The sequence below is a fragment of the Anaerolineae bacterium genome (genome assembly GCA_035529315.1).
In the GTDB taxonomy this organism is placed as follows: Bacteria; Desulfobacterota; Desulfobacteria; order Desulfobacterales; family ETH-SRB1; genus Desulfaltia.
Genome location: DATKWZ010000013.1, coordinates 57,106 through 69,395, shown reverse-complemented (window position 1 = coordinate 69,395; position 12,290 = coordinate 57,106). Strand labels below are relative to the sequence as shown.

Below are 12,290 nucleotides of genomic sequence, written 5' to 3'. Positions count from 1 at the left end.
CCGCAAACGACCGTTCCAACAGTAAGCGTCATTTTTTTGTCATCTACGTCAAGCTTAATGACAATTGCTTTATCCGATAACGGTTCACGGTTTACAGTTAACGGTTGATCAAAACATAAAAGCAAAAGGCTCAGTTGTGAGAACTCAAGTTTTGCAAAAAGTGGTTTTCAACTTTTTACGAGTTCATCATTTTTAGATTGTGTCTCTTTATTGATAGAGATGAATTCAGGCAAATGCATTTTCTGTGCCAGAATTGCACCGGTTGTGGATCGGGGGATATTCTTGCCTGTTATTATTTAAGCGGATTGTTTGCTTTTTGCAGGATATCTATGAGGCTGTATGAAATTTTGTCAAAAGCTTCTTTTTTATTGTCTTCAGATGACAGGGTTACAATATCGGCATATTTGTTTAAGCTTTTAGGTTTATGCTGTATCCTGTTTTCCACTCTGACTTGCTTGCTATATGCTTTAAGAACGCTTTCGATTTGATAGGTTGATATTGTCACGGCACACCTCTACTTAATTCTTATCGGCGAAAAGATTTAGAACTTTAGACAATTTTTATGTTTCCGCCGGAGAATGCCCATAATTTTTAATCAGATTGAAGCTCCCCGCCGCAAGCAGCGGGGAATCTTCGACCGTAAGGATGTTTGCTATTTTTGGATTCGCTCGCTAACCCCGCCGCAAGCAGCGGGGAATGCGCTCGCTTTTGCGGTTCAGAAAACAGTCAAGGATGATAAACTTGTAAAAAGTCGTCACTCCGGTAGATCCCGGATCGAGTCCGGGAGGAGTCCAGATGGTCTGCAACTGATTGAAAAGACTGGATTACGGCTTTCGCCGGAATGACGGAAAACGGTGTTTTGGGACTTTTTACGAGCTTATCAAAGATGCATGGCATATAAATTGCTTTTGTATACAGCGAATCCCTGAATTCGCAATAAAGCGAACAGAGTCCTTACCTTTTTATGAGATTGTCAAAGATGATTTTTTTTAGATCAGAGATGTTGCGCGTCAAATTTTTTATAATTCTTATTTTAGCGGCATTGTTGGTTTTTTTGTCAGGTTTAGGAGGTTCCTGCGGAGAAGCTGAAGATGAATATTACAGTGTTCATGTGGCTTCGGATAAAAACTTTAATGACGCCGCAGCGCTGAGCTACAGCCTGAAAACTCAGGGGTATGATTCTTTCTGTGAAACAGTGAACATTCCGAACAAAGGGGAATGGCGTCGTGTTTTTATAGGGAGGTATAAGAGTATCGGCGAGGCATTGGAAGCTGGGGAAAAGCTGGTAGAAAAGGGGATGTTTAAGGATTTTATAGTATTAAAGACTAAACCTATAGTATTAAAGACTAAGCCTGAAAATAAAACAGCCGCGCCTGGCGGGAACACGAAGAAGACGAAAACCGATGCACTGAACACAGAAGAAATTGCGCTGTCTCATAAAACTCATAAAGACAAGGTGGATCCAAGCCCGAAGGCGGACACGGATCTGTATGACGGCGCTATGAGCGATTTTACATCAGGAAGATACAAAAACGCTTTAATCAAATTCAAAGAGATGGTTAAAACTAAAAAGAATGAAACCGCGATGAGGCGTATAGCTGATTGTCACTACTTTTTAGGGGAAAACGGGGATAAACAACATGCTTCAGAAGCTATTGATCAATATAGAGAGATCATCCAAAACTATCCAGGCTCAAAGAAGGAAAATGCGCAGGCCACTTACAGGCTTGCTGAAAGTTACAGCCGCTTAACTTTTTATTACGAAGCGTTAATGGAATTTAAAAATCTATATTCAAAATATCCTGAATCAGACTACGCTCCGGAATCTTTATACATGGCCGGCAAAATGTATTACAAAACAAAGAAATTTAGCGAAGCAATCGAGAAGTTTAAAGAATACATAAAAAGATTTCCAGACGGCAAACATGCCGGAGACGCGTATTTTGCTGTTGGGAATTGCTATTCTCAGATGCGCCAATTTAATGACGCTGACATCTGGTATGGTAATGCTTTGGAAAAGTGGCCTGCGCTGGAAAATATTCCGGAAGATACTCTTTTGAACCTGGGAGCACATTATTTTCAAACCGGAAAATATGATAATGCTCTGGAATTTTTCTTTGTTTATGTGAATCTGTTCCCAGATGGTAAACATTGCAGCGGCACCCTTTATAAGATTGCCCGTTCCTTTGAGGCAATGGGGCAATTGCGCAGCGCGCTTAAGGCGCTGAGCCTGGTGGTTGAACGGTATCCCGGCAGTGTGGAAGCTCGGGAGAGCGCAATCATTATGGCGAATATCGGGGTTAAAGATCCGGAAATAAAATTACCGGCATATATCCTTGCAGGGATGGATTATTACGCGGCTCCCATCAAGACATATGAAAAAATGACTGGAAAACTTTCCGGTCTTGATATGGAGGAAGAGTTGATGTTCCGTAAGGGAGAGGCCCTGATAAAAGGGAAAAAGTATCAGGAATCGTTTGATAACTACCGTTCCCTGCTGGGTAGATTTCCTTACGGAACGCATAGAAAAGAAGGTGAGAAAAAACTTATATTGAGCGCCGGCCGCCTGATTGACGATCATTATTCAAAGAAAGACTATATCGCTGTTTCAGATGTATATTTTAATTCCGACAAAGACCTTTTGTTCAAAAATGGCGATTTTGATATGTTATTCAAAATTGGGAGCAGTCTGAAGGAAATGGGCCTGTTAGAAGATGCCGCCGGATTTTTCGGGAAAATGACAGGTGTATTCGGTAAGAATAAAAGGGCAAGCGGGCTTTTGCTTGAGATGGCGAAAATTGATTATGCCAGGGGTTCTTATGAAGAGGCGAAAAAGAGATTAGAGGGGCTGCACGAGAATTACTCTGGGGTGGATAAGAGCATAGCGATTGCCGCCACAAAGCTGCTTGGGGATATTTCTTACAAAGAGGGTCTTTTAAAAGAGGCGGCCGGCTTTTATTCGAAAGCTCTGGGTTCCGAAACAGGGGTTGAGGATGGTGCGGCTATCCGTAAAAAATATGCTGATTCACTGAAAGGGATGGGGCTGTATTCATCCGCCCTGATAAATTATAATAGGGTTCTGAAAAACTGCGGCGACTTGCAAAAATGTTCCGCTCCTGTGATTATGGATTCTTATGAGGGCTTAGCAGATTGTTTGTATAATAAAGGGAAATATCAGCAGGCGATTTTGATGTATGAACAGTCCCTAATGAAGTCCGGGGACGGCGTTTCTGAAGGCAAACAAAACATGTGGACCCTTTTCAATATAGGGCGGGGATACGCAAATCTGAGCAATAAGCCTATGACTGATAAATCCTTCATCTCATTAAAAGGGGAAATTGGCGATGAATTCTGGCCGAGAGTAGTGGATTATTACCTGGCAGATAAAAACTGGGCAGAGAAATACGAGAAATATGTTGGGGATTGAAAACAAGGGGTCAGGGGGCACAGTTAACAGTTCACGGTTCCGGAAACCGGAAACCGGAAACCGCAGGCATGGCGCACAGGCAGGGGAAAACCCGTTCTTACAACAATCATTTGAGAGCTTTGATCGGGCAACCGCGAGGCTGCAAAAAGCCTTTGCCGGCCTGGAAGAGAAATTTAAGGCCATAAACAAGGAGCTGGATTCCAAAAATATTGAATTACAAAAAGCCCTGGCAGAGAAAGAAAAGATAAGCAGCTATCTTCAGAATATCCTCGAGAGCCTTACGACCGGCGTGATTGTAGCGGATCCGGAAGGAAAAATGACGATGATGAATCGGCGCGCCGAGGCGTTTACCGGTTTTTCGAGAGAGGATGTAAAGGGGAAAAATGTGAATTCGCTTTTTGGAGACGAATTCCCGTCCGATCCGAAAGGCTGCTTAGACCTAAGGTATTTTGACGGTGGTCTGGGGAAAAAAATAAGGCTGAAAGGAAGGATATTAGAGATCTTTGGTTCTGCTGTTAAATCAAAAAATGGGGAGGAAACAGGGAGAGTTGTTGTTCTTCGCAATATTACAAGCTTAGAGAAGCTGGAAGAAAGGGTAAAAAGGACGGAAAAATTTGCTGCAATGGGTGAAACAGCGGCGAACATTGCCCATGAAATAAGAAACCCATTAGGAAGCATAGGGCTTTTTGCTTCTTTGTTGATAAAGGAGCTGAAAGAGAAGAAGAATCGTGACAGGGCATCTCATATCATAAGTGCTGTAAAGGATATGGATAATAAAATATCCAACCTGCTTATGTTTGCAAGAGATCAAAAGCCGTTGATGAAGGAGGTCAGCATCCATAATGTGCTTAAAGAGATTATAATTTTTTCCGAACAGATTTTAGGGAAAGAGAATATCATTCTTACGACAAACTATGAAGATGTTGATCCTGTAATTACAGGCAATGCCGAGATGTTGAAGCAGGTGTTTTTGAATCTTATGCTGAATGCCATGCAGGCGATGCCGGGCGGAGGAAATCTCTATATTAAAACGAAAATTTCCGACAGCAACGATGAAAAAAAGGAACCTCACAATTCAAACGTAGAAATCAGTTTTATGGACACCGGCCTCGGAATACCCGATAAAAACATAAAAAAGATATTTGATCCCTTTTTTACCACAAAGGAGAAAGGCACGGGCCTTGGTCTTGCTATTGTCCATAATATCGTTGATATTCATGGCGGTTCGATAGATGCAGAAAACTATAAAGGCGGTGGGGCTGTTTTTAATATTACATTCCCATTGATTATGAATTCGTAAAAAGTCGTCACTCCGGTAGATCACGGATCGAGTCCGGGAGGAGTCCAGATGATCTGCAACTACTTGAAAAGACTGGATAGCGCTAACGGTTAGCGCTGATGCTTCACTTCGTGTCACTACGTGCCCGGCTTTCGCCGGAATGACGGGAAAGAGAACTTTTTGACTTTTTACGAGTTCATCAATTATGAGAAACTATGAAAACAAAAACGATCTTGGTTGTTGACGATGAGCCCTCAATGAGGATTGCTCTTTCCGAATCCTTGGAGAGTTGCGGATATAAAGTCGAAGTTTCGGGGAGTGGCGCTGATGCCCTTGAAAAATTTCAGGAGGATAAATTTGAAGTCGTTATTACAGACATGCGGATGCCCGGGATAGGCGGCATGGATGTCCTGCGTGGCATTAAAAAGGTTTCCTCTAAAACTCCCGTTATTGTCATAACAGCTTACGGTACGGTCGATACCGCAGTTGAAGCTATGAAAGAAGGGGCCGCAGATTTCATTATGAAACCCTTTTCAATAGATCATCTGGAGTCTCTTGTTGAAAAAGTGGTGGGTGAAAAAAACGGGAGGGGCGGTGGATCAAAACATGATTTAAAGGGCTGCTTGTCCAGGGAAAAAACAATTATTACAGGGGACAAAAGGATGCTTGCCCTTCTGGAGTTGCTGAAGGGTGTATCAAAAAGCAAATCAAGTGTTCTGGTACAAGGGGAAAGCGGTACGGGTAAGGAACTAATCGCCCGGTATATACACCTTAACAGCAGCAGGGCGAATATGCCGTTTGTGGCGGTAAATTGTGCGGCTATCCCTCATAATCTTCTTGAGAGCGAAATGTTTGGATATGAAAAGGGCGCATTTACCGGCGCGTCCAGAATGAGGCTTGGGAAATTCGAATTGGCTGCCGGCGGGACATTGCTGCTGGATGAAATCAGTGAAATGGATGTTCAGCTTCAGGCAAAGCTCCTTCGGGTTATACAGGAATCTGAAGTCGACAGGCTGGGAGGCAAGGCATCTGTGCCTGTAGATGTTAGAATAATCGCCACAACAAATGCAGATTTAAAAAAATATATTAAGGATAAAAAGTTTCGGGAAGATCTCTATTACCGCTTGAATGTTATACCTGTGAGGATTCCTCCCCTGAGGGAAAGAATGTGTGATGTGCCGTTACTCTGTGAGTATTTTCTGGAAAAGTACAGCCGGCTCGGCAGGACGCCCAGGCCCACGTTATCAAAGGAAGTTGCGCAGGCACTTGAAAATTATAAGTGGCCGGGCAATGTAAGGGAGCTTGAAAATGTGATTGAAAGAGCGGTGTTGCTGGCCGGCGGAGATAGGATTCTGCCCGAACATCTTTATCTGGAAAAAGAAGGCGAGATGCACAGCCGATCTTCGGAAGCATCGTTAGAATCGGTCGCCTCGGAAGACACCACGTTAAAGGAGATGGAAAAAAGACTTATATTTAAAACTCTGGAAAAGGCGGAAGGAAACAGGACCAGGGCATCAGAGGTCCTGGGCGTAAGTGTGCGGACTATCCGTAATAAACTCAATGAATATAAGATGGATGAGCAAAAAACCTCCATAAAATCATGAAAAAATGGGGGTATGCAAGGTTTTCGGTATGAGTATTGCATAAAAATAATACCATTAAACAGCATAAAGGGGTGTTATTATGGATGCGTTATTTGGTAAAACCATAGAAATGTTGTCTGCTGTTTTGGATTTTCGATCGGAGAGGCATAAGGTGATAGCCTCAAACATCGCAAATATAGATACTCCAAACTACAGGCCCAAGGATATTGTTTTCAAGGAGGAGCTGGAAACCCTTATCAGCAGTAAAGATGGGGTAAGGCTTGATAAAGCCGATTTTGAGGTAATCGATTCCGGTGAAAGGGTCAACCTTGACACTGAAATGGCAAAACTGGCGGAAAATAATCTTATGCATAATCTTAGCGTAGAGCTGCTGGTAAGAAAGTTCAGGAGCTTGGATACTGTTTTAAAGGAGACAAGATAATATGGAATTCATGCCGGCTTTTAGCATTTGTGCGTCCGGGCTTGCGGCCCAGAGGGCAAAGATGGATGTTGTTATATCAAATCTTGCCAATATTAATACAACGCGTACGCCGGAGGGTGGGGCGTATAGAAGAAAAACCGTTGTTTTTTCTTCTGAACCGCTAAAAGGCGGTTTTGATGATATTTTGCAAAAGGTAAAAGTGGAAGATGTTGTGGAAGATAAAGAGAGCATAAAGATGGTCTTTGATCCTGCCCATCCTGACGCGGACTCAGAGGGCATTGTGGCCATGCCTGACATCAACACGGTCGCTGAAATGGCAGACATGATTACCGCAAACAGGGCGTATGAGGCTTGCGTTACCGCATTCGATGCAACAAAAAATATGGCGTTGAAGGCGTTGGAACTTGGTAAATAGATAACCGGTTCAGGGTTCAAGGTTAGTGAAGGTTAACAAAAAAACAACCCTGAACGGTGAACCTTGAACCTTCACAATATGTGCAGGGAGGCGTTTAAAAATGAATAATATGCTGATTCGGGGCGATTTGATGCCCCCGATCTCAAATACTGCGGGAGAAAGCGGTAAGGCCGGTGGAAACGAGGGCTCTTTTAGCAATGTTTTAAAGGGCAAGATCGGGGAGATCAATAAACTTCAATTAGATGCTGATGAGGCTATTGCAAAGGTAGAGCTCAGTGATTCAGGCAGTATTCATGAGGCAATGATTGCACTGGAAAAGGCAAATATTTCTTTCAGAACAATGATGCAGGTAAGGAACAAGATATTAGAAGCCTATCAGGAAGTCATGCGGATGCAGGTGTAGGGAATATATGGATTCAATACTTCAATTTTTTGTGCAGTTAGGGAAAACCTTTAAATCGTTAACCCCATCGAAAAGATTATCTGTTCTTGTTGTCGTCGTTATTACTTTAATCAGTATCGGGGCGTTTGTAGTCTTCGTGAATCAGAAAGAATACAAGACGCTTTATTCCAGGCTTTCTGTTGAGGACGCAGGGGAGATTGTCGCTGTATTGCAGGAAAAAAAGATTCCCTATAAGGTATCTTCTGCAGGCGATTCCATATTAATCCCAGCCGAATATGTTTCTGAATTAAGGCTCAGCCTGGCTGCTTCCGGGCTGCCCAAGGGCGGGGGTGTGGGGTTTGAAATATTTGACAACAAGAATTTCGGGGTTACCGATTTTGTACAGCAGCTGAATTATCAAAGAGCGCTTCAGGGGGAATTGTCACGCACAATCAACGGTCTGGATGAGATCCAACACAGCAGAGTTCATATTGTAATACCTCAGAAATCACTTTTTGTTGAAAAACAGGCAAAACCGACTGCTTCAGTTATTATAAAAATAAAAACAGGCAGGAAGCTGCGGGCATCTCAGATAGAAGGTATAGCCTCCCTTGTGGCAGGTAGCGTGGAAGGGCTCAGCTCGGAAGAGGTAATGGTAGTTGATAGTGGGGGAAATATCCTGTCAACGGCCAGAGGCGGGTCTGAATTATCGAAGCAGACAGATTCGCAAATAGAATTTCAGAGAAATATAGAAAAGAATTTGGCGAACAGAATCCAATCCATGCTGGAAAAGGTGGTGGGACAAGGAAAGGTCGTGGCAAAGGTTTCCGCTGTTCTTGATTTTAGAGTTATGGAGAAAACAGAGGAATCCTACGATCCTGAAGAACCTGTTGTAAGGAGCCTGCACCGCAGGAGCGAAAAGTCGAGCGCGCCTATCGGAGGAGAAAGCACTTTCAGCCCCACCAGTGGACAGAGCGCTAAATCCTATGGTACGGATCATGAAAAAACAGATGAAATAGTCAATTATGAAATAAACCGGGTTATCAGCAAGACTGTAATGCCTGTGGGCGAAGTGGAAAAATTGTCAATAGCTGTGCTGGTAGATGGTGTTTACAACAAAAACGATAAAGGGGTTGAAGAGTTTCAGCCAAGATCGAAAAAAGAGATAGAGGATATGGAAGACCTTGTTAAAAGGTCGGTTGGTTTTGATGTTCAACGGGGCGATCTGATAGTGGTAACCAGCATCCCTTTCGGTAAGGTTGAATTAGAAACCGGGTTTGTTGAGGAGGGTTTCTGGACGACTAAATCACACTTGATTGTTTCGTTCATAAAATACTTTGTTTCGTTAATTGCCCTGATATTTGTTTTATTTTTTATTCTGCGTCCTTTAATCAAATTCATTATGACTAAGGACAGGATCGGGGGTGTTGGCGCAAAGGGATTGCCGGCTGCTGCCGACGGTCTGGCCGGCCCGAAGGGCGGAAGGTCTCCTCTGGTGGAGATTGGAGTAGATCTGGAAGATGATGAAAGTCTCAGAGGCTTGGATGCTGTTAGGAATTTAGCTGGTCGGGATGCTCAGAAATTTGCAGAGTTATTGAGAAACTGGCTTAAATAAAGGAGAATTGCATGGGTATGTCAAAGGAAGAAAAGGCGGCGGTGCTCCTTTTGTCTTTGAGCGAAGATGCGGCAGCAGAGGTAATGAGAAATCTCGCACCGGATGAGATCAGACGTGTCGGGAAATGTATGAGCGGTTTAAGCGGGATAGCTAATGAAGATGTAGGAAGTGTTGCCAGGGAATTTTGCTCGCTTGCCGAGGAAAAAGGGAACCGAATCATGTCGGTTCGAGGCAGCGTTGTCGAAAATATTGTATTAAAAGCTTTGGGAGACGTTAAGGGGAAAGAACTCATAAAAATAATCGAAGACGGCAGCTTTTTAATGGAGAGTCCGATAATTGAAAATTTGAGAAATACAGACACACAGATATTAATTGATTCCATAAAGATGGAGCATCCCCAGACCACAGCTCTTTTACTGGCGCACCTGAGACCGGAACAGACATCTGAGATTATGGAACAATTTTCCCCTGAAAAGCAAGAAGACATTGCAAGGAGGATAGCGACACTGGGAAGCGTCCCGCGTGAGTTTATGGAGGATATGGCCAGAACGCTTGAATCGGAAATGGTTGCAGAAAGAGATAGTGGAGAGCAAATCGGCGGAGTCAAGATGATTGCAGAGATTTTAAACAGGATGAGCCGATCAAATGAAAACAGGATTTTAGAATCGCTTGAAAAGACAAACGCGGATTTAGCGGGCGAGATCAGAAACCTTATGTTTACTTTTGATGATATTTTCAAATTGGATGACAGGAGTATGAGAATATTGCTTGAAGCTGTAGATCGTGAAGCTTTAGCCTGTTCTCTTAAAATAATTGACAGTGAAATGAGAGAAAAGATTTTTAAAAACATGTCAAAGCGCGCCGCCGGGATGCTCAGGGAGGATATAGAGGTTATGCCCCCAAGAAGACTGTCAGAGGTTGAAAAAAGCCAGAAAATGATTATTGAGACCGCAAAGAAACTTGAAGATGAAGAGAAGATAACAATAGCAGCGGGGCATGAAGAGGATGTATTTGTCTGATTCCAAAAAGGTTATCAAGGCGCAGGACATTAAACTTGCAGACCAGTCTGCCACTGCGAGGCACAAGCGGGGAGGTTCGAGGGAAAAAGCCCGGGCTATCTTTGTTCGGGGTATATGTCATATTCCGGGAAGTGAAACAGGTTTTAATATCCGTGGGAATAACATGGATGTCGGTTCCGAGAGTGAAGACCCTTGGAAACAGCCCGGGGAACAGATAGAGGAAAGAATAAAAATTGCGGTAAAAGAAGCCTATGACAGAGGATTTTCAAAAGGGATAATAGAGGGCAAGGATCGGGAAAAGAGAGAATTGGCTCTTGCCGCAGAATCTGTTGCGAAATTGATCGGAGAATTAAAGGCGCTGAAGCAGGAATTTATGGAAGGCTCTGAAAAGGAAATAATCGACCTTGTTTTTTCAATAGCCGGCAGTGTTATACATAAGGAAGTGAGCGTCGGCAGGGAAGTTGTAGTATCCGTCCTTAAAGATGCGATGAGAAATATACATAAGAAGGAGGGGGTCAGTATCCGGCTGAATCCCGAAGACCACCGTTACATAACAGAGGCAAAGCCCGATTTTCTCGATAGTTTCGGCGATATATTAATTGAGAAGGATGAAGAAATCGGTCAGGGCGGGGCTGTGATAGAGACGCATTCAGGGGTAGTTGATGCCAGGCTGGATCAGCAGTTAAATAAAATCAGGGAGTCGTTGATAGGCTCTTAGGCTGTTAGACTGAAGGGGGAGAAGACCTTCAGCCTTCAGCCTTCAGCCTCCAGCCTAAATAAATGAATTTTGAGAAATATCATAGAGCAGTCAAGGGTACAAACCCCTTCAGTGTTTATGGAAAGGTAAGCGGGGTTATTGGTCTTCTGGTGAAAGGCTATAATCCTAAAACTTCCATAGGCGAGATGTGCCGGATTTATCCTGACGGCAATAACAGGATAATCAGCGCGGAAGTTGTGGGCTTCATGGAAGAAAAGGTTCTTTTAATGCCTTTTGGAAACCTTGATGGTGTCGGGCCTGGCTGCAGGATTCTCTCTACGGGAAAAAAGTCGAATGTAAAAATAGGTTGTAATCTTCTCGGAAGGGTCATTGATGGTCTGGGAAATCCTATTGATGGCAGGGGGCCAATAGAATCGGAAGGCGAATATCCTATTTATGCCGAGCCGATCAATCCTCTTAAAAGAGGCAGGATAACAGAACCGATAGACCTTGGGATCAGGACCATGAATGGGTTGTTCAGTTGCGGCACAGGTCAGAGGATGGGGATATTTTCAGGTTCAGGGGTTGGTAAGAGCTTTCTCCTTGGAATGATTGCCAGAAATACAGGCGCTGATATCAATGTAATCGGACTCGTCGGTGAAAGAGGAAGAGAAGTTCGTGAATTTATTGAAAATAAACTTGGCAAAGAAGGGCTGTCCAGATCCGTGGTTGTTGTGGCAACATCGGACATGCATCCTCTGATCAGGATGAGGGCGGCGTATGTGGCGACAACAATATCGGAATATTTCAGGGACCAGGGAAAGGACGTTCTCCTTATGGTCGATTCGCTTACCAGATTTGCAATGGCGCAGAGAGAAGTCGGTCTATCTGTCGGAGAACCTCCAACCGCAAAAGGTTATACACCATCGGTCTTCAGCCTTATGCCGAAGTTGCTGGAAAGAGCGGGGAACATAGAAGAAAGCGGAAGCATAACAAGCCTTTATACGGTTTTGGTGGAAGGCGACGATTTTAATGAACCGATCGCCGATGCGGCCAGGTCAATTCTGGATGGTCACATAACTCTTACCCGCAGCCTGGCTGCAAGTAATCACTATCCCGCAATAGATGTCCTGGAGAGCATCAGCAGGTTGATGATAGATATTGTAAATGATAAACATCGAAAGATGGCAAACGATGTTTTAAATATTGTATCAACCTACAGGAAGGCTGAAGATTTGATTAATATAGGCGCTTACGTGGAAGGAAGCAATCCGGAAATAGACAATGCAATAAGAATGATAGGCAAGGTAAATTCATTTTTAAGACAGGATATTAACGAAAAGATCAGTTTTAAAGAGAGCGAAGAACAACTTTTTGCTCTTTTTGACTAGAGAAGGGATCCCTGAACCCTGAACCTCTGAACGGTTACTA

Annotated in this window: 11 protein-coding genes; 10 read left to right on the top strand and 1 reads right to left on the bottom strand. The window is 43.5% G+C overall.

All coding sequences use genetic code 11. From position 1 onward, the window contains the following. Positions 1–292: 292 nt before the first annotated feature. Positions 293–505 carry a hypothetical protein gene (locus tag VMW78_02430; protein ID HUV49866.1) on the bottom strand — a complete coding sequence of 71 codons (213 nt, stop codon included), beginning with the start codon at positions 503–505 and terminating at the stop codon, positions 293–295. A gap of 474 nt (positions 506–979) precedes the next feature. Between VMW78_02430 and VMW78_02425 the strand changes: the two genes are divergently transcribed. The 10 genes from VMW78_02425 (at position 980) to fliI (ending at position 12,250) form a co-directional block, all read left to right on the top strand. Next, positions 980–3,427, top strand: coding sequence for a tetratricopeptide repeat protein (locus tag VMW78_02425; GenBank protein HUV49865.1), 2,448 nt, complete (start codon positions 980–982; stop codon positions 3,425–3,427). Further along, positions 3,414–4,727 (top strand): ATP-binding protein, encoded by a 1,314-nt coding sequence (locus VMW78_02420; protein ID HUV49864.1) that lies wholly within the window; start codon positions 3,414–3,416, stop codon positions 4,725–4,727. Before VMW78_02425 ends, VMW78_02420 begins: the two co-directional genes overlap by 14 nt. Positions 4,728–4,921: 194 nt before the next feature. Beyond that, entirely contained in the window at positions 4,922–6,310 is a 1,389-nt protein-coding gene (locus VMW78_02415) for a sigma-54 dependent transcriptional regulator (GenBank protein ID HUV49863.1), read from the top strand. A gap of 79 nt (positions 6,311–6,389) precedes the next feature. Next, the gene (gene flgB, locus VMW78_02410; GenBank protein ID HUV49862.1) at positions 6,390–6,731 is read left to right on the top strand and encodes a flagellar basal body rod protein FlgB; all 342 of its coding nucleotides are present in this window, start codon (positions 6,390–6,392) and stop codon (positions 6,729–6,731) included. A 1-nt stretch (position 6,732) separates the two neighbouring features. Then, complete coding sequence (gene flgC / locus VMW78_02405; GenBank protein ID HUV49861.1) at positions 6,733–7,146, top strand: flagellar basal body rod protein FlgC; 414 nt, start codon at positions 6,733–6,735, stop codon at positions 7,144–7,146. Between the two features lie 100 nt (positions 7,147–7,246). After that, positions 7,247–7,549, top strand: coding sequence for a flagellar hook-basal body complex protein FliE (fliE, locus tag VMW78_02400; protein ID HUV49860.1), 303 nt, complete (start codon positions 7,247–7,249; stop codon positions 7,547–7,549). A 7-nt stretch (positions 7,550–7,556) separates the two neighbouring features. Next, positions 7,557–9,143 carry a flagellar basal-body MS-ring/collar protein FliF gene (fliF, locus tag VMW78_02395; GenBank protein ID HUV49859.1) on the top strand — a complete coding sequence of 529 codons (1,587 nt, stop codon included), beginning with the start codon at positions 7,557–7,559 and terminating at the stop codon, positions 9,141–9,143. Between the two features lie 11 nt (positions 9,144–9,154). Continuing rightward, on the top strand, positions 9,155–10,162 hold the full coding sequence (fliG, locus tag VMW78_02390; GenBank protein HUV49858.1) for a flagellar motor switch protein FliG: 1,008 nt from the start codon (positions 9,155–9,157) through the stop codon (positions 10,160–10,162). Further along, on the top strand, positions 10,140–10,880 hold the full coding sequence (locus VMW78_02385; GenBank protein HUV49857.1) for a FliH/SctL family protein: 741 nt from the start codon (positions 10,140–10,142) through the stop codon (positions 10,878–10,880). The genes fliG and VMW78_02385 overlap by 23 nt, the downstream gene beginning before the upstream one ends. A gap of 62 nt (positions 10,881–10,942) precedes the next feature. Then, the gene (gene fliI, locus VMW78_02380) at positions 10,943–12,250 is read left to right on the top strand and encodes a flagellar protein export ATPase FliI (protein ID HUV49856.1); all 1,308 of its coding nucleotides are present in this window, start codon (positions 10,943–10,945) and stop codon (positions 12,248–12,250) included. The last annotated feature ends 40 nt before the right edge of the window (positions 12,251–12,290 follow it).

Bases quoted from the DNA above. Each gene is read 5' to 3' on its own strand.
- VMW78_02425 (HUV49865.1), top strand. From the start codon at position 980: ATGATTTTTTTTAGATCAGAGATGTTGCGCGTCAAATTTTTTATAATT.
- VMW78_02420 (HUV49864.1), top strand. From the start codon at position 3,414: ATGTTGGGGATTGAAAACAAGGGGTCAGGGGGCACAGTTAACAGTTCA.
- VMW78_02415 (HUV49863.1), top strand. From the start codon at position 4,922: ATGAAAACAAAAACGATCTTGGTTGTTGACGATGAGCCCTCAATGAGG.
- flgB (HUV49862.1), top strand. From the start codon at position 6,390: ATGGATGCGTTATTTGGTAAAACCATAGAAATGTTGTCTGCTGTTTTG.
- flgC (HUV49861.1), top strand. From the start codon at position 6,733: ATGGAATTCATGCCGGCTTTTAGCATTTGTGCGTCCGGGCTTGCGGCC.
- fliE (HUV49860.1), top strand. From the start codon at position 7,247: ATGAATAATATGCTGATTCGGGGCGATTTGATGCCCCCGATCTCAAAT.
- fliF (HUV49859.1), top strand. From the start codon at position 7,557: ATGGATTCAATACTTCAATTTTTTGTGCAGTTAGGGAAAACCTTTAAA.
- fliG (HUV49858.1), top strand. From the start codon at position 9,155: ATGGGTATGTCAAAGGAAGAAAAGGCGGCGGTGCTCCTTTTGTCTTTG.
- VMW78_02385 (HUV49857.1), top strand. From the start codon at position 10,140: ATGAAGAGGATGTATTTGTCTGATTCCAAAAAGGTTATCAAGGCGCAG.
- fliI (HUV49856.1), top strand. From the start codon at position 10,943: ATGAATTTTGAGAAATATCATAGAGCAGTCAAGGGTACAAACCCCTTC.